The sequence below is a fragment of the Rhodoglobus sp. genome, from assembly GCF_053580035.1.
In genome coordinates, this window is sequence record NZ_JBMDVL010000001.1 from 38618 (window position 1) to 62831 (window position 24214).

The window sequence follows — 24214 nt, forward strand, 5'->3', positions numbered from 1 at the left end:
TCTTCTTTGTCGCTAAGTCGGCTGATATCGCAGCCACTGGCAACATCCGGAGACTGTGCCCTATAGACGACGGCGACGTCGAGTCCTTGAATCTGCAGGGCGACGTTAGTTGGATTCGTTCGACTTTCCTTGGGGCTTACGGGTGCTTCTGTTAGCAGAAGCACCCGCGCCACTGATCGAGTTTTAGTCCTTGCGCTTGTTAGCGGCTTTATCCTTCTTGTCGGCGCGCTTCTCTTTGAGAGACTTGCTGGCTACAGTCTTGGCTGTGGCTTTTTTGGGCGATTTATCGGCCATGACGTTGTCCTCCTGTGAGCCGAGTGGCTCGTTCCCTGAGCGTACCCCGCCCATGCGCGAAGCGGCGAGTCGGCGTAGCCCTTCGTCGATACTCACGGCGGGCGACCAGTCCAGGGCCTGTCGGATGTCGCGTTGATCGAACCAGTGCGCTGTCGAGAGCTGTTCGGCAAGAAAGCGTGTCATGGGCGGCTCGTCGGCTCCGGGGCGCACGGCCCAGACTCGTTCGACCACTGAGCCCGCGGTGCGCCCAACCCCCGCTGGGATGCTCCAGCGTGGAGGCTGAACACCTGAAGCGATGCAGATGCCCGCCAAGATATCGCCAACGGGGCGCGGTTCGCCGTTCGTCAGAACGTAGGCCTTGCCGTGGGCGACGTCGGCGCGGTGCAGGGCTGCGACAATTCCGGATGCTGCGTTGTCAATGTAGGTCGTATCGATGAGGGCGGTGCCACCGTTGAGCAGGGGTAGGCGTCCACGGCGAGCTCGGTCGACGATTCGGCCGACGAGCTGGGTGTCGCCAGGGCCCCAGACGAGGTGTGGGCGAATGGCGATGACGCGCATCGTATCGGAATCGCTGGCGAGCGCGAGCAATTCGGCTTGCGCCTTGGTGCGTGCATATTCGCTGCGGGCATGTTCAGGCGCTGCGGGTTCGGCGCCAACGCCAGCTAGCGCGGAGCCTGCGTGCGCGACCGATGGTGACGACACCTGCACGAAGCGGGATGCGCCCGCCGCCTCGGCTGCGGACAGCACTAGACGTGTTCCTTCAACGTTGACGGTGTGGAACGCGTGTGGGTCGCCGGCGAGCGATACCTTCGCCGCGAGGTGGATGACACCTTCAGCGCCTTCCATTGCGCGCGCGACGTGATCCGGGTTGGTGATCGAGCCAAGGAAGTCTGTGACACCTTCAACGCCTGACGGTCGTCGTTGCAGCGTGCGCACCTCATGCCCAGCGGCGACGAGCTCAGCAGCTACCGCACGACCGAGAAATCCGGATGCACCGGTGACGAGCACGATCATGGTGCAGTCGGCTTTCCGCCAGCGAGCAGTCGGTCAGCCCACTCCGACAACCGCGTGCGGTCGATCTTGGAGTTGTGGCGGATGTCGGTAGGTAGCTCAGGAACCGTGAGCACGGCCACTAGTGGCAGCGATGTGCTCTCGCGCACGGCCGAAGTCAACGCTGGACTGGCGAGCCCGGGGCGACGAGTGGGCGGAGTAGTCTCCACAACCGCAACGGCTTGCCGCAACCGGTGCGGTCCGACGCCGACGACAGCAGCACGGCGAACGGCGGCGACTCCTTCGAGATCTTGCTCAGCGCCGACCGGGGCGATTGGCCCTGTCGCCGTCACGATCACGTGAGGCAACCGGCCTTCGACCCAGAGGCGGCCGAGCTCGTCGAGGTGACCGACGTCGCCCGTGCGGTGCCAGCGCGCGTGGGGCGCATCCGGTGCATCCGTCGAGTTCGGAGAACCAACGGCATCCGCGTCGACCGTGGTCTCACGAGCAGCCTCACGGTCGGTGAGCCACAGCCGGTCGTAGTGGTCTTTGAGATGCGGCGCCGAGACGACGATCTCCCCGAGAATGCCGGGCTCCGAACTTGGTGCGCCGGTCGCTGCACCGTGCTCATCGAGCGCGCTAATGCGAACAAGGTTCTCGCCGATCGGCGTTCCCACGCAGACGCCGGTGTTTGCATCACTGGCAGCGGCGCGGATGCCGTCGAGCGTGATGTCCGTCACGAGGAGGCATTCGGTCATCCCATAGGGCGAGTGCGCGGTCGCGTTCGGCATGATCGTGCCGACGGAAGCGAGCAGCTCGGCACCGATAGGTGCACCGGTAGAGAGGAAGGAGCGAACGCGCTCGAGTTCGTTGCGGTCTTTCGCGGTGAGATCTCCCGCAGTCGCCACGACATTGAGGATGGCGGCGGGGGAGAGGAACACCATGCTGGCGCCGGATGCTTCGACGGCAGCCGCGACAGCTCGAGCAGTAAGCGTACGGGGAGCCGACACATCCATCTCGGGTGTCACTGATCGCGTGCCGAGTGCGGGACCGAGCAGGGCGAACGGTGCGAACCCTGTCACGAGTCCGGTGTCGACGGTGACTTCGAAGTGGCTGGCGAGCACATCGCGGAGGGCAGAAAGCTGACCGTGGCGGTACACCACACCCTTGGCGGGGCCGGTTGATCCCGACGTGAAGAGGATCGCTGCGTCATCCTCGGACCGCGGTTCGGTGGGGAGAGGCGTGTTTTCGCCAAGCGTGATGAGGTCGCGAAGGCTGTACGAGACTCCGAGCGCCATGGCGGAAACCTTGGGCAGTTGCGCGGTGGAGATGCGCACTCCCGGCCAGCCGAGGGTGCGGGCGGCGGTGAGGCCGGGTGCTTCGCCGATGACGAAGTCGGGCCAGGATCCGCGCACGGCACGGGTGAGTCCTTTGACGCCGAGTCCGGCATCCGCGACGACGATGACGGCGCCGATGCGGAGGCAGGCGTAGACCACGGCGGTGAGGGTCGGACCGGGTGGCACGAGCAGGGAAACCCGCTGGCCCTTTCGCACACCGATCGCGGAGAGGCCGGCGGCTATGCGATTCACTCGGTCAGAGAGTTGTCGCCAACTGACCTGTTGAGGGCCGCGGCCTCCTCGAGTCGACATATCAATGACGGCGGTGGCGGCGTCGTCGGCGCGTGCGTCGAGGTTGCGCCAGAGCGGAACGAAGGTTGCGTCATCCGTGTCGGAATCAACCGATGTTGAAGTCGAAGCCGGCAACCCGGAAGCCGCTGAGTCAACCGACACTGAGCCAACCGGCACTGAGATCGAGCCGGGGTTCGAGAGCCCGTCGGCGTTGTCGCTGAGCCAGGTCAGCACCGATTCAGCGTAGGGTGCGTCTTCGGCGAGCAGGTGGCCCGCGCCTTCGAAACGGTGCACGTTAGCGTGGGGGAGTCGCTCGATGAGGTCGTCGAGGTAGTAGTCGCTGAAGATCGGATCGCGCGGACCCCACAGCATGAGCGCCGGAACGCCGAGCTGGGTGACACCCGTGGCGATGCGGTCGAGTTCGTTGAAGCTCTCGTGGTTCGCGTCGGCGGGGATGTCGGCAACGAAGCCGCCAATGCCTCCGCGTCGCGATGCCGTGCGGTACGGCGCACGATAGGCATCCTTCACGGCCGGGTCGAGCGGCTCAGAAGTGAGCGCGAGCGTGGTCTCTAAGAAGGCGGTGGTGCGCACGGTGGATGCCGCCAGCATCCCGCGTGCTCGAGCAAGTCGCAGCGGTGCCGGGATCGGCTTGCCGGTCTCGTGATGCACGGCCGTGTTCAACAGCATGATGCCGGTGAGTTGCTCCGGGTGATCGACAGCCCAGCCGAGGGAGACGACGCCACCCCAGTCGTGACCGAGCGAGATTACGGGCCCCGTAAGCGAGAGTGCATCGGTGAACGCCGTCAGATCGGCGACCCGCTGCGCGAGCGGACGATGGATGCCGGTGCGCTCCGAGAAGCCCATGTCGAGCTGGTCGACGGCGATAACTCGCCACGCCCCAGCCCCAGCCTCGGCGGCCTGCAGCGTTTGCGTGAGCAGTTCGCGCCAGTAGTACGACCAGGTCGGGTTGCCGTGGACGGCCAGAATGGTGCCGGCAATGGGGACGCCGATACGTTCCAGCTCATCGCCGGTGTCGAGGTAGTGCCATTCACGGGTGAGTCCCGCATCCAGACCACTTCCGGGCACGGAGGTAACTCGGCTGAAGCGAGGGTCAAGCCCGGGCAGGTGGTGCGGTGGGCGGGAAGCGGCTTCGGTCACCATGCTAGTTCCATCATTGCTGTGTTGAGCCCGGAGCCCACACCCATGAGGAGAACGCGGTCGCCCTTCTTGAGGGAGCCCTGTGCTTCAGAGAGGGTGATGGGGATCGATGCGGGGCCGACGTTGCCATAGAGCGGGAAGGTGGTGGGCACGCGATCGCGGTCGAGCTTCGCGGCTTTGACGATGGCGTTGGTGTGCACCGACGACACCTGGTGGGTGACGTACAGATCCATCTTCGACCAGTCCCATTCGGTGGATGCCTCTTTCCACGCCGAGACGACGAGGTCGAGACCGCCTTTGAGGAGGGCTTTCGCGTCGGTGAACATGCCATCGACGCTTCCGACGCAGAGTTCGTGAAACTGTGTTGCCGCGCGGGTGACTCCACCGAGGATCGGATGACCGGCCGGGTGTTCGTCGGTGCGCCCGAGCACCGCAGCAGCAGCACCGGAGCCGAGTGTGAGCGATGCGAATTCGCTCATGAATCCGTCACGATCGGAGTCCTGCTTCAGCAGGCGGTCGATGGTGTTGGTTTGGATTGCGTCAGCGTCTTCGCCATTGACGATGATCGCGTACCGGATCTGGCCCGATTCGATCATGTTCGCCGCAAGGTTCATGCCGCTGACAAAGCCGAGGCAGGCGTTCGCGACGTCGAAGTTGATGGCAGAGCTGGGCAGGCCGAGCCCGTGGTGAAGGCGCACCGCTACCGATGGCTCAAGGTGCTTTCGGCTCACAGAAGTGTTGATGAGGAGGCCAACTTCTGAGGCATCCACTCCGGCTTCTGCCAGCGCGCGTTGGCCGGCCGAGACTGTGGCGTCGTCGGATGTTTCACCGTCAGCCCAATTGCGACGTTCAAGTACACCGGCCACCCGTTGCAGAAGTCTGCTGGGGAGCGCGAGGCGCGAGAACGCCGGGGCGAGGCGCGTCTCGAGGTCAGCTGATGTGGTTACCCGGCTGGGTAATGTGCTCGCGACCGACAACAGTGAAACGTTGTTGAAGCGAGTGTTGGCATTTCCGGCCACGAAACCTCCGTCGAGCGAGCCCCACAGGCTCAATAATCAAGAGGCCTAGTTTACGTCAGTCGGCTGTGCCTTGCCTTCTCGTGCTGAGGGCATGCATGAAGCTCTGGCGGCTACAGGTGATGTGAACGGTTTACGAAACGTCGTCCGTCAGGTTTTCGGCTGGTAGACGGGAAGCGCTCAGAGAGCCATTCTCAGCAGGAGCGAATCGCCATGCTGATCGTCGTTCTCCTTCTCGCCTTTGTTTACGAAGCCCAGCTTGTCCAGCACTCGGAGTGACGCGGTGTTCCAATCTCGAACAGTGGATGTGAGGTGCCGGTACCCTATGCGCCGTGCTCGTTCGATGATCTCTCGTGACGCCTCGGTGGCAAATCCTTGATTCCAGAATGCTCGAAGGAATTCGAATGCCAGTTCTGGTTCTTCCGGACGGCTGACGCTATTGGGGATGAGCCCGCAATATCCGATCGCTGCTGACACACCCTTCTGCTGCACAACGAGAAGGCCGGGCGCTGGCTTTAGTTCGTAGCTGCGGGCCCAGTTCGCCAACTCTGCAACGGTAGGACGACCATCCCGCGTAATCCGACGATGCGCCGGGACGCGTGGATCGCGTTCCTCCCACAGCTGGCGATGGAACTCTGCGTCGGTGACCTGCCACGGCCGCAAGAGGAGTCGCTCGGTCTCGAAGACGATCGGTGGTGGAGATGCCTCGCTTCGGTCCATAGAGAAAGTATGGCTGTGAAGTCATTGGGCGCAAAGCAATATCGCGATAGCGGATCATGCTGGAGTCGCGGGCGCGTGCATCCTGGAAAAGTGGAAGATCCGGAAGAGTTAAGCGGAGTCATGGCGGGTGCAACCTCCGCAAGGGCTCAGACCAGAAGGTGCTCTTAAGCTCGCAGATGAGCTACGGGTCGGATGCGGTTTCAAGCTCCAACGCGACAAGCACCTCTACCGACCTCTACCGCCATTTCTATGGTCTATTCAATGTGCGTTTTCAGCTCGTGGTGCAGCTGCCTTCGTCGCCGGATGTCGTGGTGGGCTACGCCTTGAACCGCAGCGAGCGGATGGGGGAGTTCAGCGATCGCGACGTTGCCGTCATGAACGCACTGAGTGGCCATCTCGCGATGCGCCACAGGTCAGCGCCGAGCGCCCCCGCCTCGTGGATGCGGAGATGGATCGCTACTCGTGGGCGGTGCTGCTCTTGCGCCGGGAGCAGGATGTCTCAGCGGATACGGATGCGCTCCTGGACGCTGGCCTCACCCGTCGCCAAGCCGATGTGCTATTCGCCCTCGCGCACACGGGAGGTTCGAACAACGAGCTCGCGCGCGAACTAGGCATCTCAGAGTCGACTGTGAAAAAGCACCTCGAAGGGGTATTTCGCCTGCTGCAGGTTACTGGTCGCGCTGCGGCGGTGCTTCAGTTGCGCGAGTTGACATGGCGTGGTTCGGAGACTTCACGCGAGGCGGGGCGCTGACGTTGGGCGATTCCGGCGCGTCCTATGAGGTCGTGTCGAGTTGCTCCGTGGACGCGCTGTGGACGTTCGCAATGCGCACTTTTAAACCGGGAATGTACTCATCTGGATTCTCGCCGATCGTGTCGAGGCGTGTGCCTATAACGGAGACGAGCTTGCCGATAGCCTCCTCGAATAGTTCGCGGGTTCGGTCCACATCCTGAATCATGTGGATGTCGGTCTCCGGACCGTCCCAGATTTCAGACCATTTTCCGAAAAATTGATGGGCGAGGCTATTTCGCTCGGCAACAGCGCGCGTAAGCAGTGCCTCCAGTTTCAGGTCGCTTACTAGTAATGGTGCGAGCGCTGGCGACTTAGCGCTTTATGCGCATGCTTCCAACTCACGTGAGCCCCGAATATCCGGTGACTCATCCACCGCAACCTATGCTCGGCCGTATGGCTAAATTTGTAGAGTTTCGGTTCGCGATGCCACGGGCGGTGCGGATTACAAGTCGTTCCTCGAGCATCACTAACTCCTTCGTCAACGGCATCATTCCAGTTGTCCCGCCGAACTCTTCTCAGATCGATGGGGCCCTGAAAGTTCTCGATATGGAGGACTCGGTCACGTGCGCCTATTGCGGAGACCCCGCGAGCGAATGGGACCACCTGAGACCGCTCGTTGTCGATAAGAAACCCACCGGCTATATTTCAGAGATTCAAAACCTCGTGCCTGCATGCGGCAAGTGCAACCAGAGCAAGGGCAACAAGCCTTGGCACTCGTGGATGTTTAGTCCGGCTCGTCTCTCACCTGCGACGCGTCGTGTGCCGGGGCTTGAGGAAAGGGCGAGTCGCCTAATGGACTATGAATCATCAGGCGATCCGACCTTCATCGACTTTGCATCGCTCGCGGGCGAGGACCTTTGGGAGGAGCATTGGGAAAACCACGCGAAGATACTCACGGCAATGAGACACGCTGAGCTTACTGCTGGACTAATCCGAATAAAGATTGCAGATTCGCGAACAGACGCTGGGTTGCCAGCCGTGTTTCCAATGCTTTGAAATGAAATTCGTAGGTCCGAGGATCGCCGCGGAGGTCTCTGCTTACTAAGCGTCGCGCGCATCAGGCTCAGGATCGGCGACGATCTCGGGCGAGAGCATCCGCCGCTTCGTCAGGGCAACTTCTGCAGCGATGATGCCGAGCACGACCGCGGCACCGATCGCAAAGAGCAACAGCACGAATCCGAAGTCAGATTCGGGCGCGAGTACTTCGCCGGTCTCGGTTTGCCACGGCCAGAGGGCGCGGAGCGAGCCGAGCATGAGGCCTGTCATGATGACGAGAGTGACGCGGCGGCGGTTCTTCAGGAGCCACTGCAGCCCTGACACGAAGAGGCCAAGACCGACGATGGCACCGATCACAAACGCGCCGAGGTAGCCAAAGTTACGGTCATTCACGGCAGCGAGAGTGGGCGCATACATGCCGAGGATCAGCAGCAGGTATGAGCCCGAAACTCCGGGAAGAACGAGGGCACACACTGCGAGGGCCGCCGCGAGCGACACGATGATGAGGGTGGGATCCGCATCCCCGGCGCGCGGCAAGCTGGTGAGCGCAACAGCGACGCCGGCGGCCAGGAGGCCGATCAGAACCTCGGGCAACGTCCAACGTCCGCCGACCATCCGAGCAGGCACGATGAGCGACGCGGCGATGAGCCCGGCAGAGACTGCGCGGGTGCCGGTCGGATATTGCTCGAGCAGGGGAGCGAGCAGCGCCGCGCCGATAACGATGGCTGCGAGCATCCCGACGCCGATGGGCAACACGACATTCCAACGCACTGAACGAAAGTGGGCGGCAGCGCGGGAAAGCCCACGACCACGGATTCCGTCTGCGACCGTGAGCGCCACACCACGGGCGAGATTCCCGGCGCCATCGATGAGGGTGTCGTAGACGCCGACGAGGAGACCGATGGTTCCGCCACTGACTCCGGGAACGATCTCAGCGAAGCCGATCAGCATGCCGCGGAACGCGTCGCCGACTGTGCGTATGACGGGGTGAACTCGGGTCATCGCCTACTCGTTTTCTTCTCAGCGGCTAGTGGTGCTGGCCGTAGTTGTGGTGGGAGCCCGCCCTGAGCTGAAACACAGGGTGTGGCATCCGGAGCGGTGGATTTTTTCACCATCGTGCAGAGTAGTCGATTTAGTTGAGGTGGCGGTGGCTATCGGCCCCGTCGCGGACACATTCCCACGCTCGTGCCCGTAGCCTAGAGGGGTGACTACGGGCAACAATCGACTACGCGCATTCCAGCAACGGATCAGTCGATCCCTCATCACTATGGCCGGGGGAGCCCTGCGCACAAACAGTGCGCCCACTCAGCTCCTGTCTATCCCCGGCAGTGAGCAGCAGCTATCTCAGCGTCACGCGCGCTCGGTCATCGACCTGTGTTTGCGTGCTGGCGAAGCGATGCTCGCGACTGGAGCTTCCGCCGCCGACGTTGTTGCTACCGTGCTGCGCATCAGCACCGCCTATGGCGTTACTGGGATGCACGTCGACATCACCTTCACCTCGCTCACCGTCTCGATACACCGCGGGATGAATGAAGATCCCATGTCGATCATGCGCATCGTGAAAGTGCGCACCATTGACTACACGCGGCTGCAGAACGTGTACTGGCTGATCGACGAAATCACCGGACCGGACGGTCCAGGAGACGTGGATGAGACGCGCGAAAAACTGAGCGCGATCCTGACGACACCCCACCCGTACCGCCGCTGGATGGTGACCGCTGGTAAAGCGATACTCGCGGCAGGTGTCGTCGTGATGTTCGACGTGAGCTTCGTTCTCGTGCTCGTGGCGGCAGCATCCGCAGCAATATCGGATGTCATGACTCGTCGTCTGGAACGCTTCTCAGTTCCCGCATTCTTTGCTCAGATGGCTGCCGCAGCGGTAACCACCGTCATCGCGGTGTTCATGTTCTGGCTGCGTTCGGTGGGGATCGAGATCCCCGGATCGAACAGCCCGACAGTCATTGTCATCGCCGGCATCATCATGCTCCTTTCCGGCGTCGGACTCACCGCCGCAGCCAGCGACGCGATCGGCGGCTACTACGTCACCGCAACTGCCCGCGGAATGGAGGTCATCATGATGACCCTTGGCCTCGCGGTCGGTATCTCCATCGTGCTGAGTCTCTCTCTGCGCCTCGGCATTCCGGTGGCGGTGGGCGACTCTCTTGGGGACAACCGCAGCGTAGTCTCCGGGATGATCGGCTCGGCCATCATCGCTGTAGGCTTCGCCCTCGCCTCCTATGTGCGGATGCGGTTGCTGCCGATTATGGCCATCGGCGCGAGCCTCGTATTTGCCGTCTACTACTTCGTGCTGCCGCTGGCCTCGTCGCCAGGACTGGCTCCTGCGATTGCCGGGACCGCGGCCGGCGTCATCAGCTACCTTCTTTACCGCTGGCTGAAAGTGCCAGAAGGCGCCACCAACATGGTCGGCATCATCGCCATGTTGCCCGGGCTTGCCCTGTATCGAGGCATCTATTCGCTCATGGATTCCGAATTCGGGGTGACCGAAGGGCTGCCGTCAATGGTCATGGCACTAGCCACTGGCCTAGGGCTCGCTGCGGGAACAACCATCGGCGGATTCGTTGCCCGACGCACCTTCGGGTTCGACCGCTCGGCCATGCTGGCGTTGAAGCGGTCGCGGACGCCGCGGTAGCGCTGCACGCTCTCGTGCAGCTCGAGAGCAAGCTGGCATCCATTCGTCAGCTCGAGATCGATGCGGAGAAGTCGGCTCGCTGGCCCTTCATGTATTCGTTGGATAGCCCGATGAGATACGAATTGTGTGTATCTGGAAGGAGCTTGGCTGGCCGTCCTAGGTAGTCTGGAGCGCTGCCTTCGCGACCTATTTGGGTGACGACATACGTTTGGGGCACTGCCCTCGCTGGCGGCTCAGGTCGCTGAAAACCCCACTCGTATCGCTCTTGTGACCTCCGTCACGTATGCGTCGGCGCGGCTATTTGGGCAAGGCGTGAATTGCGAGCACAACTTCACACCTAGAGAGATTTGTTCCTCGCGAGCCTAAACGCAGCCAGTTTGAAGGCGATCGCTTCGCTAGAGAAGCGCCTCACCGAGCATGTCATTAAGCTGAACCAATACCGTGCAAATCCGGATGCATCTGACAACCTCGGAATTCTTGCTGCGGCGAGTTCAAATGTTGTAAGAGAGAGCATCATTGCGGGCCGAATCGCACATCTCGAAAAAGAAATCTCGGCGTTCCAGAAGGGCATCACAGATATTTTGGGGGGAAGATGAACGAGCGGAACCAGAAAGTAGACGTTTCGGCGCTTGAGTCCGCTTTGCGGATGGCACTTGCCAGAGTAGTGGAGAGACGGGGGCCGGTGCTCGCTATTCCGCACGAGTATTTTTGGTCGATACCTGTTGACGCTATGTACGATGTCACCCAGTCACCGGCAGAGTTTACGATTGGACAGCTCTCCGACTCAATTAGATCACTTGAGGCGATCGTTTCCGGCGAACATGAGCCGATCGACTATGACCTTGTCTGGATAGCTGACGTCCTTCGCGCAATAGGACAGGGCAGCGAGTGAGGAGTGGTTTAAGCTCTCAATCGGCGAGGGTAGAACCGCCACGACCTGTTCGGCTTTACTCCTGAGTGGCGAAAAGAAGCCATAAGTCGGATAAAACGTTGTCCTATTTCGGTCACGCTTGCGGCTCCACGAAGTTGACAAGTGACACGGAACTTATACTTCGGGCCGTCTGGATCTCCGCCGGCTGCCGATTTGCCTAAACCAGTGGGTATCGTGTTGCGGCGGCTGCCCTCCAGGGGCGATGAGTGCTTATGCCACTAGCTCAGGCGGACGCATCGAGAGGCTACGACTATTGCTCTACAGACGGCGATTCTCTTTTCGGCCCCTTCGTGCTATTAGGGCTTTGGTCTCCAGGAAGCGCTTGAAATGCTTGATGCTTGCGGGAGGAGGCTCAATACTTTCTGTGCTTGACATTAGTGTCGACAGTCGTTGACACTAATGAGATGACGAACTCGATTGAGAGTACGGCCCTTGCTCCGGTCGAAGATTCAGCGGCCACCGGCGACCTCCGAGCCCTCTCCAATGCGGTACGGCTCGATATGCTTCGACTGCTGAGGGATCGCGAGTGGACCATGGTCGAGCTCGCGACCGAGTTGGGGCTTCGCAAGGGCAGTATCAGTTACCACTTGCGCGTACTGGAGCGAGCCCACATCGTGTGCCAGGTTGGTGAGCGCAGTGTTCGCGGCGGGCGACAGCAGCTCTGGGGGCTCGCGGCTCCATCGATCGCAGGCGACCCTGAGAGCACCGAGGCGGGTGCGCGGCCCGCAGTGCTCCGCGCGCTGGCTTCGCAGATGGAAGCGAGTGAATCCCAGCGACTGTTTGTGTCGCAGGTGCGATTGGATGCTGCAGGCAAGGAAGCTGCGGTCGTGCTGCTGGAGAGCGCGTTGGCATTCATTCGTCAGCTCGATACCGACGGCGGAGACATGGTCTCGCTCGGAGCATTCACGTATTCGGTAGGCAGCCCAACGAGAAGCGAATAGTGTCCGGCGGGCAGAAGCTCGGGCGACCATTCTGGGTTTTCTGGGGTGCCGTCACTGCGACGAATATGGGCGACGGCATCCGTCTGGTCGCACTGCCCTTACTGGCGACTCAGGCAACGGAAAACCCCGCGCTGATCGCGCTGGTGACCGTGTTCACATACGTGCCGGCGCTGCTCTTCGGGCAATTTTCCGGAGTCTTCGTTGACCGGGTCAGGAAGCGACGACTTATCGCGCTGTCACAGTTAGTGCGTGCGGTCGTGTTGGCGTTCGTGGCGGTCGCGATCGCGCTCGGGGTGCTCGACATCGCGATGCTGTGTGTGGTTGCGTTCCTTTATGGCGCGGGGGAGGCGGTATCGGATCCGGCATCGCACGCGATCCTTCCGCGTCTGGTAGCTGCGAACAATTTGGGGCGGGCGAACTCTGACCTGCAGTCGGGGCAAATCGTTGGTGAGATGTTTGTGGGGCGTGCGCTCGGCGGGATTCTGTTTGCGGTGGCTCAGCCGTTGCCGATTCTTGCTAATGTGCTGCTGCTCGTCGCCGCGGCACTTGCGATGGTCTCGCTGGGCGAAGTGGAGGGTGCGCCCGAAACTCCTGCGCCGGACCGTGCGGGAGGGCAAATCCAGAACTTCCTCGGAGATTTGGTCGAGGGAATCCGGGTGGTGACTCACTCGCGATTACTCGGCATAATGTCGTTGCTGTTGGCGGTGTGGGCTGGAGTTTCCGGAGGGTTTTGGGGAGTTGCCGCGATCTACGCGCTGCGCGATCTGCAATCAGGAGAGATCGGTTTCGGCATCATGCTGGCCCTGGCAGCGGTCGGATCTTTTGTCGGTGCGTGGATCGCGATTCGGGTCATCCAGAGACTGGGTGCGCCAGCGGCTGCGGTAGTTTCCGTTCTCCTGAGCGGAGTGTCGATCATCGCCCTCACGTGGACACGAGACCTCTGGCTCGCCTCCCTGCTGCTCGCGTTCAACGGTGCAGCCGTCACGCTGTGGAACGTGATGACTATCACCATTCGGCAGACCGCTGTCGAACCGCGCTTGCTTGGTCGTGTCAGCAGCACCTACCTCGTATTGGCGCGAACTGCGCTTCCTGTGGGCGCTGGGCTCGCGGGGCTGTTGGCGTCGGCTACCGATGCTCGGACTGTGTTCATGGTGTTCGGCGGTGTCTTGTTGGTCGCTTCTGCTGTGCTAATACCGATGCTGTGGACGGCGTTTGGCGAATCATGGCCACGTGGGCAGGCTTCGGCGCGGAAGGTTACGGCTAGTTGAGCGCACCCTCAACGCAGGGATGAAGGTGCTTCGACTCGAGAGCAACTACCGCCTGCGAGGCGGCCGCGGCGAGTGCCCCATCGGTGCCGGCACCCGACAGTGTCGCGTGCAGAAAGCCAGCAAAAAATGCATCACCGGCACCGTTAGTGTCGCGGATCTCGGCAGGCACCGCATCCACCTTATGGATTCCATCAGCGTCGAGCGCCATAGCTCCTTCGGCACCTAGCGTGCACACCACCACAATGGCGCCCGCGTCTACCCGAGCGCGCATGAATGGCAGCGGGTCCGGCATCCCATCGGCGTTCATGAATAGGTACGACGCCGCCTGAACGAACGGCTCATGAAAATCAGACTGGCCGTCGTGATCGTGGAGATCGGTCCAGATCGGGATGCTCGATGCCGCCGCCTCCGAAAGAAGTGCTCGAGAGGGCTCCGATAGGTCCATGACAAGTGCCTCCGCGCCTTCGGCCAGGGTGCGAAACTGCACAACATCTGGCTCGGCAAACGCGGGAGCCGACAGGTAGAGCGACACCCGCTCGCCGGACCTCGTCATCAGATTCAGATGGCGTTCACTAGCGCCGGGAACGGCGACGCAGTGCAGCTCAATGCCGGACGATTCAAGAACCGAGCGCAGGCGGGTAGAAGCCGCATCGTTGCCCATCACTGTGTGGCAGGTGACCTCTCGGCCAAGCCCGGCAAGGTGCAGGGCCTTACCGGCGGAGGTGCCGCCAACCGTCTCAAAATCTTCCAGAGCGAACTGCATGTGAGGGCGGGGTTCGGGCAGATGATCGAGATAAACGATGCTGTTCCACGACACTGGGCCAGAAATGAGAATGTGGTTCGGCATGCTCAAACATTACCGGCGCAAGCGGAGTCAGGTCGTGTGGCAGGCGATGGCACACCAGAAACAACCGTTAACCTTCGAGTACTGATTCTTTGCGGCATTCACAGCTTCGCTGCACGAGGCGAATTCGCCGAGATCGGTGCGATTCTCGACGCTGGGCAGACAGCCCCGTGTCGACGCCAAGTCATGAACCTCGTGGTCGCCGGTGTTCGGCTGGGCATTCTTGTTGACGGTGAAGTAAGGCATGAGCTCCTCTTTTCCGTTGCACGTCATCGTGTGGGCTAAAGAATAGCGACCTACCCTGTCAACATCACCACCCGTTCGTCAGTACGCGGTCAAGGGCATCGACGAAGGCGTCGGCACTTGCGCGCGTGAGACACATCGGCGGTTTGATCTTCAGCACGCACTGGTGGTCCGACGTGGGCTGAACGATGACGCCCACTTCACGCAGGCGCTCACAAATAGCTTCGGTTTCCTCGGTGGCTGGTTCTAGCGTTGCCCTGTCTCGCACAAATTCAAGACCGAGATAGAAGCCGCTGCCGTGCACGGTTCCGACCAGCGGGTGGCGCTCGCCTAGCGAGGCGAGGCGTTTCTTGAGGTAACCGCCGGTCGCGACGGCGTTCTCCTGCAACTTCTCATCTCGGATCACATCGAGCACCGTGAGGCCGACAACGCTCGACACCGGGCTGCCGCCTGCTGACGAGAAAAAGTAGCCCTGCGAGCGGTAGTGGGCGGCAATCTCTGGCGTCGTGATGACTGCGCCGAGCGGATGCCCGTTGCCCATAGCCTTGGCGACCGCAACGATATCCGGCACAACATCCTGCTGCTCGAAACCCCAGAACCACTTGCCGAGGCGGCCATAGCCGACCTGCACTTCGTCGGCGATGGCAAGGCCGCCATGTTTGCGCACTGCGCCGTAGACAGCGTCGAGGTAGCCGTCAGGCAGGGCGATTCCACCCGCATTGCCATAGAAAGTTTCTGCGATGAAGGCGCCAACAGGGGTTCCGGCGGCGGCCAGACGTTCGATCTCGGCAACAGCCTCGTCCGCATAGCGGCTGGACTCCGTGCCGCGATACTTGCCGCGGTAACTGTTCGGCGCATCGACAGTGTGCACCCAGTCTGGCCGCGTGCTGAGGGCGCCAGGGTTGTCCGCGATCGATGTGGATACGGCATCCGAAAGGTAAGTCCAGCCGTGGTAGGCCTCACGAACGGCGAGTACATCGCTGCGTGCTTTCCACGCCCGGGCAATGCGCAGCGCGAGGTCAACCGCCTCCGAGCCACTATTCACAAGGAAGACGGAATTGAGGGGATCGGGGAGCAGCGCGCTCAAACGCTCGGAAAACTCCACGACTTCCGGATAGTTGAAACGGGAGTTGGTGTTGAGCAGGCTCCACTGCCGAGTGACGGCGACGACGAGGCGTGGGTGTGCATGTCCGATCGAAGTGACGTTGTTAAGAACATCAACGTAGACGCGGGAATCAGCGTCAACGAGATACTCCTTCCAGCCGCGCACCATCATCGGAGGCTCGTCATAATAGAACTCTTGCGCATCAGCGAAAGTGTCGCGCCGGCGAGCGATCAGGGCGGCCGAATCTCGGTCGGCGCTGGGAAGCGTCTCGCCAAACACGAGGGGTGTTGGATCGCACGCGAGAGAGCGCCAGGCGGTAGCCAGGTCCGGGCTGACAAGCCAGGGCACCGCGACATCGCCGAGGGATGCCCGCACGCGGAGTCGATTCTGGACGTGGCCGATTGGCGCGCCAGCATCCACCTCGGTGCCAGTGGGAACAAGCGCTTTGACACCCTCAAGAGTGAGGAGGATGCCGTCGCCTCGGAACTCGACGCCGTCGGCGCTGTGCGTGACAGTGCCCGGCCACGGCGCGGCCAGCTCCTGCGGCTCGGACAGTGTGAGCTCGATGCCGAGCGGAGTGTTCACGGGCTCTGGATCGACCGGGATACGCGCTCGTGTGAGCCGGGGCTCGGCAAAGCGTGTAAGCGCGCCGGAAGCACCAGCGGTGATGGCCTCGGCGGCGATCTCCGCTTCGGCGTCGTCGTTGAGCCAGCGCCCATTGTTGAGTGCCGCGCTCGTTGCCGAGAAATCCAGCACTTCGATTGCGCTCGGATTGAGCGCGGGAATTAGCATTCTGTTCGCTGGCAGGCTCGCTTGGCGGCCATCATGTCCGAGCGCACTGCGAACTAGTTCGTTCGCGACGGTTAGCGGAACCGAGGTAGCCTGCTCGAAGATGCGCACCTCGTGCAACAAATTCTCGCTCGCATACTCATTGTCGGGATCGGTCGCCTGCACATGATGCCCGCTGGCGACGAGGATGGTGCCGCGGATCACCACAAGCGGCCAGAGCACTTCTGTTTCGGCAAACGAGAGCGGGCGGATCGAGTGGTACGCGGAGACCGCGCGCAGCACAGATGGCAGCGTTGCCCCGTCGTGGTGCAAAAGCGAGGAGACCGTGATCGCAATCTCGCCGACAGCCCAACTCCGGTTGACATCGCCGAAGTCGATGATCCCGTCGGGAATGCCCGTGAGCGTGTCGTTTGAGACGACATTGTCGTCGGTGAGGTCACCGTGGATTGTCTGAACCGGAAGCTCAGCGGCCAAAGTGGACACCGTCGCCCAAGCGGCATCGCTCGTCTCGCGAAGGCGCGCACGGAGCGCATCGTCGTCAACATAGGGGAGGAGGGCGTCGAGCACCGTCGAAGCGCGACGAAGATCCCACTGGTTCGAGCGCTCGACGCCGGGGGCATCGAAGTCCGCGAACGCGACGGCAACACGAGCCGCGAGTGCTCCGATCGCGCGCACAGCGTGCGGGGAAAGGTAGCGCCCGCCAGAGAGGGGAGTGCCGCTAATGAAGTCGAGAACGCGGGCGTGTAATATCCGGCCGTCGACCGAGAGCTCCTGAACGCGTGCACCATCACGCCCGGTGCGAGTGAGGGGCACCCGGATGCTCGGCTCGCGTGCGGCAAGATGGGCGGCGGCGAGAGATTGTGCCTCGAGCTCAGCCCGGGAACTTGCGGGGTTAGAAATCTTGAGGAGAGTGCGTTCTTCCGCGCCCTCCAGAAGGAAATTGCGGTCCTGATGGCTGCCGAGCGAACGGGCAGTGGCAGCGATGCCAAAGACGGTGTCGGCGAAAGCCGCGGCATCCTGCTCAGAAATCTCCGGAGGTGGGTCTTGCACAAGGGAGAACTCGCTCGAGGTCGACGTATCTTTCACAGTAATTCCGCTCGTGAGTCTCCACACGCAAGTGTCGCGGATACCCGTGCGGCAGCCGCGCATCCAATCTAGGCCACAGCCCTGTTTGGCAGCGCTAACCTTCTCGGAATATCTGAAGTCGCATTCGACTTGTCCTGAGTAACTTCTCGTCACACAACGATGACGCAACAGAAGCCCCCATACTCTTGAAAGGTGGACGCCGTGGAAACCCTGACTGTGCTTCTTGGCCTCGTGGCACTCGCCACCGCGCTGGGCCTAGTCTGGCGTGCCAGAACCGGCCGTATCCAACGAACAACAACCCCCGTTGCAGCAGCAGCCGCCGGCGAGAATCGCATCACGATTCCCGGCACCGCCCCGTTCGGAAACCGTGTCACCCTTCTGCAGTTCTCTACCGAAGTCTGCACACCGTGCAAGGTCACCCGAACTCTTCTCAGCGGCCTCGCTGACGAACTCGATGACGGAACCGGTTCAGTGGTTCATGTCGAATTGGATGTCACATCACGCCCCGAGATCGCTAACCAGTTCAACCTGTTGCAGTCACCAACCACGTTCATCCTCGATGGCAACGGTGTGCTGCAGGCCCGCATCGGTGGTGCCCCCAAGATCAACGACCTCCGTGCCGAACTCGACCGGATGCTCAGCCCCGTGTTGGTCTAACAGCCAGTCACCGCACCCGCCCCTCCGAGACCACGCTCCCGCCCGGGACAGCATAGATAGCGACACCAATGACTACGAATGACACCCGCTCCACCGGCACCACTTCGCTTGCAGGCTCCAAGGCAGCACTTGCCGCGAAGCCGGGGCAACGCGGAATTGACCCGCGCGGCCCTCGCTTCGGCGCAGGTATCACCGCCGTGCTGCTGCTCACAGTGATCGGCCTCGGACTGGATGCCGCAGCAGCGCTCCCGGCCACGATCGCCGAGCGCGCCAGCCAGCCCGCCTTCATTCTCTTCAGCCTCATCGCTGCGCTCTTTGCGTGGGGAGCCTTCGCCGGCATCCAACATCACCCCTACGGACTCTTCTTCAAAGCGGTGATTCGTCCGCGCCTGAGTGCACCAAGCCACCTCGAAGACCCGCGCCCACCCACGTTCTCGCAGGGTGTCGGCTTCGTCATCACCGTCATCGGCGTCGTGCTGCACCTCGCAGCCGTGCCCTACGCTCTCGTGATCTTCGCGGGTCTGGCATTCATCGCCGCGTTCCTCAATTCAGTCTTCGACTACTGCCTCGGATGCCAGCTCTATGTACTGCTCGTGCGTGCCGGAATAGTGGGGCGGACTCGCACCGTCGCCTAACTTGTTGGTTCGATCGTGTCGCACTGCGTCAGCGGGAAGCACGCCCACTAACTGAGGAGCGACTCCCACGACGCCACCGTGACAACGCCGTTGATGCGCCGACGGAAGTCGGCATCCACAGTGACAAAGGCATCAGCCTGAAGTTGTGCGACGGCGATGTACTCGGCGTCGTTCGTGTCAGCCCAATCGAGGCTCTCGGCAATCTTCCACGCCGTCGCGCGTGAGACACGATCGCCTAGGAGACGGATGCGCATTGTTGTTATGTAGCGCAATGTTTCGAGAGCTTCAGCCCGGTTCGCCGTTCCTGCGCGCACCTCCCTGTAAAGAATCGAGAGCGCGTGGGAGCGCAAGACATTCGGCCCGACAAGTTGATGCTCCTCGCTGATTGTGACCTGCTCGCGAGCGAGGCGAATCGCAGTGGGGGCGTCGATCGCAAACCGAGTCATGTCAACATTCTGCGGTCGGCAACTGGCAAAGTACAGCGACATCGGGTGTTGGCGGCATCGTCTGTGCACGATGCCCTTCCCAGTGAGAATGCCGTGACCTCGACGGCAACTCTTCCTACTCCGTTGGCGCTCGATTACTGTGGCATCACAGTGGGCGGCTAACGATCACGATGGTTGCCCGATTCCTCAACGCGAGCGAAAAGGACGAAACCATGTCTGATATCAACAGCCCCTCAGCCGCCGAAAACGGCTCAGGCCCAGACGCCCACAACATCCAAGACTGGACCGATCTTGGAAAGGAAATGTGGTCGTATCTCACCGGTCGAAGCGCCGTCATCGACTACAGCTTCATTGATATGACTGTCGAAGTTCCCCGCGATGTTGGTCAGGATGCGCCTCGCGCGACGTGGAAACTCAACGGCACCCTCAGGGTGACCACCAGTGAAGGATCCGGCTCCGAACCGCTCGCCCCGTAACGATGAGTACCTCAACGACGAGTGCCGCCACGAGGCTCGACATCGATCTGGCGTTCTCACTCATCGAACCAATTCTCGATGACACGGATGCCGCGACTTCGGGCAATGGCGAGACCGGAGCATCACGGCTTGAGACAGAGACGATGACGGGAACGGTCAGAGCGCACGGCACCGACATCGACGTGTTCTCGAGTAACCCGGAGCTGTTTCTGCAAGCACGATCCGTGAAGCTCAAAGAGGCGCGCATTGTGGCAAAGGCGTTCGCTGAGCGAGGGCTCACCGTCTCACTGTCTGGGCCGCTCGGCTTGATCGCCCGCATTGGCGCGATCAAGCCCTCGGTGGCTCAGCGAGTGTTGACAGGGTCGCCGCACATTGCATTGGGCAGCCGAGCGGCGCTCGCGCCAATGCTGCGCCGACGGGATGCCGCCTCTGCGGGCGACTCGCGGATGCAGTTTCCGCCCGGAACACTGTTTCCGCTCGTTCCTACCTTCGACCGCACCATTCGCCGCAGGGTTACGACGACGCACTATGCGCCCGGAGCCGGACGGCCGAGGTTGTTCTTTGTCGTCGGCTCCGAAAATTGGAACGGCCAGATGCCTCGGGAGTTCGAATTGCGGTCGGATGTCACCACGATCGGGTCATCAACGTCGGCAGACCTGCAGCTGCCCGGTCTCGATCCCATCCACGCCGAAATTCGCCACGACAACGAGGACGAGTACGTGCTTCACTCGTTCGGAGCCGTCGGCGGCGGCTCTCGACCACTCACCGGTCAAGAAGCAGGCTCCCGCACTCTGCGCACCGGCGCGCTCATGGAAATGGGCGAGTGGCGCATTGGATTCTTCCGCGAAGAGTATGCCGACCACGGTCGCCCCTTTGGCGGTCGAATCGGCGGCGAGATGGGTCATCAGAAACCGCAACCTGGGCGCCATCGCGCAGAGTCGGAACCAGTGGTGCTGCCGGAGGGACCCGAAGTTCCGGAGACGCGCTAGCAAGACTTCGAACGCTTCGCTCCACATATGCGGCTGAGCGACCTTATCTATACCGGGCCGTTCCGGCGCTTCACACACGTAGGCTCAAGTCATGGCTATCTCCCGCTTTGAAGAGCTCGACTTTCAAGAGACCCCGATGGGCGAGCTCACCCTGCGGCGTCGACGCGAACCAACACTCGACGTAGACGTGTATGAGGTGAAACTTGGCGAGGAGTACCTCATGTCGAGCTTGTTCACTGTTGCCGAGATTGCGCTCTCGGACCTCGGGTTGGCTTCAGCTAGCGGCGACAAGCTGCGTGTAGTGAATGGGGGCCTTGGGCTCGGGTACACCGCTGTTGCTGCTCTCGCCGATTCGCGCGTAGCCTCACTTGAGGTCATCGACGCCTTGCCCGCTGTAATTGATTGGCACAATCGGGGCCTCCTCCCGGTCTCCGCAGAACTTACCGGCGATAGACGCACCACCCTCACCCACGCGGACTTCTTCGCAGTAATGCGTGCAGAACCGACCGAGCCGTATGACGTGATCCTTCTGGATGTCGACCACTCGCCCCGCCACCAACTAGACCCCAGTCACGCCGACCTCTATACCGTTGAGGGTTTGCGGCGCGTGCGCGCTCATCTCACCATCGGCGGAGTTTTCGCACTCTGGTCGGATGACCCGTCCGACGCCGAATTCATGGATCGCCTTGGCCAAGTCTTTGCGAACCCGCTCGCCCACGCCGTCGACTTCGACAATGCGCTCACCGGTGGGGTGTCATCCAATACGGTGTACGTCGCGACTCGGGGAGCGTAGCTCCGCCTCGCCCTAGAAGCTTCGTTCGTCTGACCATTCAACGATGGGCTTGTCATTCGACGCTCGTGCCGCATGCGCGGTTGCCGGTAGCGGCGGGAATGGTGCCACCGTCTCATCCGTATCGGCACCGACCTGGGCTTCAGCAACGGGAGAGGGCTCACATTGGCCACCATCCGCTTGAGCGGTTAATCTTCTGCGCATTGCGGGGCCTCGTGGTTCATCGTGGTGAAAAAAGGGGAGGGGTGCAGGGCCGTACTGGCCCTGCACCCCTCGATCAGTTCAAGCGACACTGGGGGAGGTCGGGATGAACTGCTTGTGCTAGTTCACCGAGCGGCGAGTGTTAAACCCGACCGCCAGTGAGCTTGCGAGCGAGGAAAACGATGATGGCGAGAACGGCCAACACAACGCCAACCCAGAGGAGGAAGTTCAGCGACTGAACTAGCCCACCGGTCAGGAGCAGGATGACGGCAACAACCGCCACGATAATAAGAAGCGTGTTCATGGGAATCGAACCTTTCGAAAGGAAATGCGGGTGGGTATTGCTAGGGATGACGCGGAACGTTAGTCCGTAACCGCGTCTTTGATGTTCTCGCCAGCCTTCTTCAGATCTGCCTTAGCCTGATCAGTCTTTCCCTCAGCAACAAGCTCCTCATTGTCGGTAGCTTTACCGGCAGCCTCTTTGGTTTTGCCCTTGAGGTCTTCAGCTGAGTTTTCGATCTTGTCTGATGCACTCATGATTGAGCTCCTACTCTTCTGGGGGATAAGCGGACACCGTCCGCGATTATTGGGGCATAAATAAACACCCAAAAGCTGAGAGTATTCTGGGGGATACCGGGGCGGCTTCACCCTAAAGGGTGAAGAATCGCTAAGTTCCGAAAAGCACGCCCTATCGTTGACGCATGAACGAAGTTCGAGTTGCCCTAGTCAACGACTACGAGGTCGTTGCACGCGGAGTTGTCGGCATGTTGCGCTCCTACCAGAATCGGATTCGCGTCGTCGAACTCGACCTCAACAAGCAAGTCAGCGAACACGTAGATATTGCCCTTTACGACACTTTCGCATCCACCCAAGGCGACCGTGCAGCGGTGCGGCAGCTGGCATCCAACCCCAACGTCGCCGCGGTAGTCGTCTATTCGTGGAACCTTGATCCGGCGCTCGTGAACACTGCGATTACCCATGGCGCGGGGGGATACATTTCGAAAGGCCTGCCAGCGGCCCTCCTCGTTGCCGCGCTCGAAGCAATTCGCAACGGGGGCGAGCGCGTTCATCTGGGCGAGACCGGCACCCCGATCGTCATCGGAGGTGACTGGCCGGGACGCGAAGAAGGCCTCACCGAGCGCGAAGCAGAAGTATTGGCCCTCATCACCCAGGGCCTCTCGAACGTAGAGATCGCGGAACGAACCCACCTCTCAATTAACTCAATCAAGACCTACATCCGAAGCTGCTACCGAAGCATCGGTGTCAACAGCAGAACGAACGCAGTGCTGTGGGGGATTGAGCACGGCTTTCGCCCCGATCGAATCAGAATCGAGCATCCGGAACCTGCACCCGGCGGTATTGAGATAGCGGCTCGCCCATGAGGTGGCCCACGCGTGGGAAGCGGCAAGAACTGGCCGGAAACACGCTCGAGCCGGTGAAGAAGACGGCATGGCGGATGAGATCCGAAATCACCCGATCGCGCATCTTGCAGGCAGCAAAAACCGCCCTCGCTGTCGGCATCGCGTGGACCATCGCGCCCTACCTTCCCGGGGTGGCAGACAACTACCCCTACTACGCACCGTTGGGTGCAATCGTGAGCATGTACCCCACGCTCATGGGCTCAATGAAGAACGCCATGCAAACCCTCGGAAGCCTCGCCGTCGCCATAGTGCTCGCTGGCGCGGTAATCATTTTCAGCTCACCGAGTGTTCTCACCATGTCACTCGCCGTCGGTGCCGGCGCCCTCATCGCCGCCACTGGCTGGTTCGGCGCCAACCGTGAATACATTCCCGTCACCGTGCTGTTCGTTCTCATCATCGGTGGGCCTGATGCTGACGACTATTCGATTGGATACCTCGAGCAGGTCAGCCTCGGCATTGTTGTTGGACTTCTCGTGAACGTTCTTATTTTCCCGGCGCTCAGCCAGAACGCCGTAGACCAACAACTCTCCAATTTTCGGCGAGTTCTATCCACCCATCTTTCCGAGATTTCCGACGCCCTAGCCGAAAGCTGGCCCCCAGAACGTGACGGATGGGCATCCGCAAAAGACATGCTCGTGAACGTCTCACGCGAGGTTCGTGAAGCAGTACTGCTCGCCGACGAAAGCCGCAAAGCTAACCCACGGGCCCGGCGGTATCGACGCGATTTACGTGCAGACTACGAGGACCTTGCTGCTCTAGAGAACGTGACTTTTCACGTTCGCGACATCACCGATGTGCTCACTGGGGCAGTGTGGGGCACCCCTATCAAAATCGAGCTTCGCCCCGAACTGCGTCCAGTGCTGAGTTCAGCGCTAGCCGCAGTATCGACGGTTCTGAGCGATTGGGGAACACCTGAGAAACGCGCGGCCTCCCATGCGGCTGCCACTGATGCCCTTGCGGCATTGACCGCGGAACTGGATGCCAGAAAAGACACAGCGACCGCCACGACGATGGGGGCATCAGCAGCAATCGCGATGGATATTGCGCGTATCCTCGCCGCTTTGGGCGCGCGAGTAGAACAAGCCGAGCGCGCGGAGCAGGCCGAGCAGCAACAAACGACTATTGAGCCTGACTAGTGTGCACTTGCGAC

26 protein-coding genes are annotated in these 24214 nt (G+C 61.4%); 13 read left to right on the forward strand and 13 right to left on the reverse strand.

What is annotated here, in order from left to right; all coding sequences use genetic code 11:
* Positions 1-183: 183 nt before the first annotated feature.
* From ACOH1Z_RS00170 to ACOH1Z_RS00185, 4 genes are all read right to left on the reverse strand, one after another.
* On the reverse strand, positions 184-1308 hold the full coding sequence (locus ACOH1Z_RS00170) for an NAD-dependent epimerase/dehydratase family protein (RefSeq protein WP_449646488.1): 1125 nt from the start codon (positions 1306-1308) through the stop codon (positions 184-186).
* Positions 1305-4073, reverse strand: coding sequence for an alpha/beta fold hydrolase (locus ACOH1Z_RS00175; RefSeq protein WP_449646489.1), 2769 nt, complete (start codon positions 4071-4073; stop codon positions 1305-1307). The genes ACOH1Z_RS00170 and ACOH1Z_RS00175 overlap by 4 nt, the downstream gene beginning before the upstream one ends.
* Entirely contained in the window at positions 4067-5089 is a 1023-nt protein-coding gene (locus tag ACOH1Z_RS00180; protein WP_449646490.1) for a 3-oxoacyl-ACP synthase III, read from the reverse strand. Before ACOH1Z_RS00180 ends, ACOH1Z_RS00175 begins: the two co-directional genes overlap by 7 nt.
* A 177-nt stretch (positions 5090-5266) precedes the next feature.
* On the reverse strand, positions 5267-5806 hold the full coding sequence (locus ACOH1Z_RS00185; protein ID WP_449646491.1) for a GNAT family N-acetyltransferase: 540 nt from the start codon (positions 5804-5806) through the stop codon (positions 5267-5269).
* 448 nt (positions 5807-6254) lie between these two features.
* Between ACOH1Z_RS00185 and ACOH1Z_RS00190 the strand changes: the two genes are divergently transcribed.
* Positions 6255-6557 carry a response regulator transcription factor gene (locus tag ACOH1Z_RS00190; protein ID WP_449646492.1) on the forward strand — a complete coding sequence of 101 codons (303 nt, stop codon included), beginning with the start codon at positions 6255-6257 and terminating at the stop codon, positions 6555-6557.
* 22 nt (positions 6558-6579) lie between these two features.
* Here the strand turns inward: ACOH1Z_RS00190 and ACOH1Z_RS00195 are convergent, their stop codons facing one another.
* The gene (locus ACOH1Z_RS00195) at positions 6580-6762 is read right to left on the reverse strand and encodes a hypothetical protein (protein ID WP_449646493.1); all 183 of its coding nucleotides are present in this window, start codon (positions 6760-6762) and stop codon (positions 6580-6582) included.
* Positions 6763-6989: 227 nt separating this feature from the next.
* Between ACOH1Z_RS00195 and ACOH1Z_RS00200 the strand changes: the two genes are divergently transcribed.
* Positions 6990-7592 (forward strand): HNH endonuclease signature motif containing protein, encoded by a 603-nt coding sequence (locus ACOH1Z_RS00200; protein WP_449646494.1) that lies wholly within the window; start codon positions 6990-6992, stop codon positions 7590-7592.
* A 45-nt stretch (positions 7593-7637) separates the two neighbouring features.
* Here ACOH1Z_RS00200 and ACOH1Z_RS00205 read toward each other — a convergent pair whose 3' ends face one another.
* Positions 7638-8594 (reverse strand): DUF368 domain-containing protein, encoded by a 957-nt coding sequence (locus ACOH1Z_RS00205; protein WP_449646495.1) that lies wholly within the window; start codon positions 8592-8594, stop codon positions 7638-7640.
* A gap of 202 nt (positions 8595-8796) precedes the next feature.
* Here ACOH1Z_RS00205 and ACOH1Z_RS00210 point away from each other — a divergent pair, with 202 nt between their 5' ends.
* From ACOH1Z_RS00210 to ACOH1Z_RS00225, 4 genes are all read left to right on the forward strand, one after another.
* Entirely contained in the window at positions 8797-10242 is a 1446-nt protein-coding gene (locus tag ACOH1Z_RS00210) for a threonine/serine exporter family protein (protein ID WP_449646496.1), read from the forward strand.
* Positions 10243-10834: 592 nt separating this feature from the next.
* Positions 10835-11134, forward strand: coding sequence for a hypothetical protein (locus tag ACOH1Z_RS00215; RefSeq protein ID WP_449646497.1), 300 nt, complete (start codon positions 10835-10837; stop codon positions 11132-11134).
* Positions 11135-11577: 443 nt separating this feature from the next.
* Positions 11578-12114, forward strand: coding sequence for an ArsR/SmtB family transcription factor (locus tag ACOH1Z_RS00220; RefSeq protein ID WP_449646498.1), 537 nt, complete (start codon positions 11578-11580; stop codon positions 12112-12114).
* Complete coding sequence (locus ACOH1Z_RS00225; RefSeq protein WP_449646499.1) at positions 12114-13382, forward strand: MFS transporter; 1269 nt, start codon at positions 12114-12116, stop codon at positions 13380-13382. Before ACOH1Z_RS00220 ends, ACOH1Z_RS00225 begins: the two co-directional genes overlap by 1 nt.
* On the opposite strand, the gene ACOH1Z_RS00230 is transcribed toward ACOH1Z_RS00225, so the two are convergent.
* The 3 genes from ACOH1Z_RS00230 to ACOH1Z_RS00240 all read right to left on the reverse strand — a co-directional run bounded on the left by ACOH1Z_RS00230 (position 13375) and on the right by ACOH1Z_RS00240 (position 17449).
* Entirely contained in the window at positions 13375-14229 is an 855-nt protein-coding gene (locus tag ACOH1Z_RS00230; RefSeq protein WP_449646500.1) for a carbohydrate kinase family protein, read from the reverse strand. The two genes, ACOH1Z_RS00225 and ACOH1Z_RS00230, sit on opposite strands and share 8 nt — an antisense overlap.
* A 27-nt stretch (positions 14230-14256) precedes the next feature.
* Positions 14257-14472 carry a hypothetical protein gene (locus ACOH1Z_RS00235; protein ID WP_449646501.1) on the reverse strand — a complete coding sequence of 72 codons (216 nt, stop codon included), beginning with the start codon at positions 14470-14472 and terminating at the stop codon, positions 14257-14259.
* A 64-nt stretch (positions 14473-14536) separates the two neighbouring features.
* Positions 14537-17449, reverse strand: a complete 2913-nt coding sequence (locus ACOH1Z_RS00240) for an aminotransferase (RefSeq protein WP_449646502.1) — start codon at positions 17447-17449, stop codon at positions 14537-14539.
* 201 nt (positions 17450-17650) lie between these two features.
* On the opposite strand from ACOH1Z_RS00240, the gene ACOH1Z_RS00245 reads away from it, so the two are divergent.
* Complete coding sequence (locus ACOH1Z_RS00245) at positions 17651-18106, forward strand: TlpA family protein disulfide reductase (protein WP_449646503.1); 456 nt, start codon at positions 17651-17653, stop codon at positions 18104-18106.
* 68 nt (positions 18107-18174) lie between these two features.
* Positions 18175-18741 (forward strand): DUF4395 domain-containing protein, encoded by a 567-nt coding sequence (locus ACOH1Z_RS00250; RefSeq protein WP_449646504.1) that lies wholly within the window; start codon positions 18175-18177, stop codon positions 18739-18741.
* 47 nt (positions 18742-18788) lie between these two features.
* On the opposite strand, the gene ACOH1Z_RS00255 is transcribed toward ACOH1Z_RS00250, so the two are convergent.
* On the reverse strand, positions 18789-19187 hold the full coding sequence (locus tag ACOH1Z_RS00255; protein ID WP_449646505.1) for a hypothetical protein: 399 nt from the start codon (positions 19185-19187) through the stop codon (positions 18789-18791).
* Positions 19188-19399: 212 nt separating this feature from the next.
* Here ACOH1Z_RS00255 and ACOH1Z_RS00260 point away from each other — a divergent pair, with 212 nt between their 5' ends.
* The 3 genes from ACOH1Z_RS00260 to ACOH1Z_RS00270 all read left to right on the forward strand — a co-directional run bounded on the left by ACOH1Z_RS00260 (position 19400) and on the right by ACOH1Z_RS00270 (position 21445).
* A complete protein-coding gene (locus tag ACOH1Z_RS00260; RefSeq protein WP_449646506.1) occupies positions 19400-19663 on the forward strand; it encodes a hypothetical protein in 264 nt (87 codons plus the stop codon).
* A gap of 2 nt (positions 19664-19665) precedes the next feature.
* A complete protein-coding gene (locus ACOH1Z_RS00265; RefSeq protein ID WP_449646507.1) occupies positions 19666-20652 on the forward strand; it encodes an FHA domain-containing protein in 987 nt (328 codons plus the stop codon).
* Between the two features lie 91 nt (positions 20653-20743).
* Positions 20744-21445 (forward strand): polyamine aminopropyltransferase, encoded by a 702-nt coding sequence (locus ACOH1Z_RS00270; RefSeq protein ID WP_449646508.1) that lies wholly within the window; start codon positions 20744-20746, stop codon positions 21443-21445.
* Positions 21446-21457: 12 nt separating this feature from the next.
* On the opposite strand, the gene ACOH1Z_RS00275 is transcribed toward ACOH1Z_RS00270, so the two are convergent.
* The 3 genes from ACOH1Z_RS00275 to ACOH1Z_RS00285 all read right to left on the reverse strand — a co-directional run bounded on the left by ACOH1Z_RS00275 (position 21458) and on the right by ACOH1Z_RS00285 (position 22180).
* The gene (locus ACOH1Z_RS00275; protein WP_449646509.1) at positions 21458-21646 is read right to left on the reverse strand and encodes a hypothetical protein; all 189 of its coding nucleotides are present in this window, start codon (positions 21644-21646) and stop codon (positions 21458-21460) included.
* Positions 21647-21785: 139 nt separating this feature from the next.
* Entirely contained in the window at positions 21786-21947 is a 162-nt protein-coding gene (locus ACOH1Z_RS00280) for a hypothetical protein (protein ID WP_449646510.1), read from the reverse strand.
* 59 nt (positions 21948-22006) lie between these two features.
* Positions 22007-22180, reverse strand: a complete 174-nt coding sequence (locus ACOH1Z_RS00285) for a CsbD family protein (protein ID WP_449646511.1) — start codon at positions 22178-22180, stop codon at positions 22007-22009.
* Between the two features lie 164 nt (positions 22181-22344).
* On the opposite strand from ACOH1Z_RS00285, the gene ACOH1Z_RS00290 reads away from it, so the two are divergent.
* Both ACOH1Z_RS00290 and ACOH1Z_RS00295 read left to right on the forward strand, forming a co-directional pair.
* Positions 22345-23025, forward strand: a complete 681-nt coding sequence (locus ACOH1Z_RS00290) for a response regulator transcription factor (RefSeq protein ID WP_449646512.1) — start codon at positions 22345-22347, stop codon at positions 23023-23025.
* Positions 23022-24200, forward strand: coding sequence for an FUSC family protein (locus ACOH1Z_RS00295; protein ID WP_449646513.1), 1179 nt, complete (start codon positions 23022-23024; stop codon positions 24198-24200). The genes ACOH1Z_RS00290 and ACOH1Z_RS00295 overlap by 4 nt, the downstream gene beginning before the upstream one ends.
* The last annotated feature ends 14 nt before the right edge of the window (positions 24201-24214 follow it).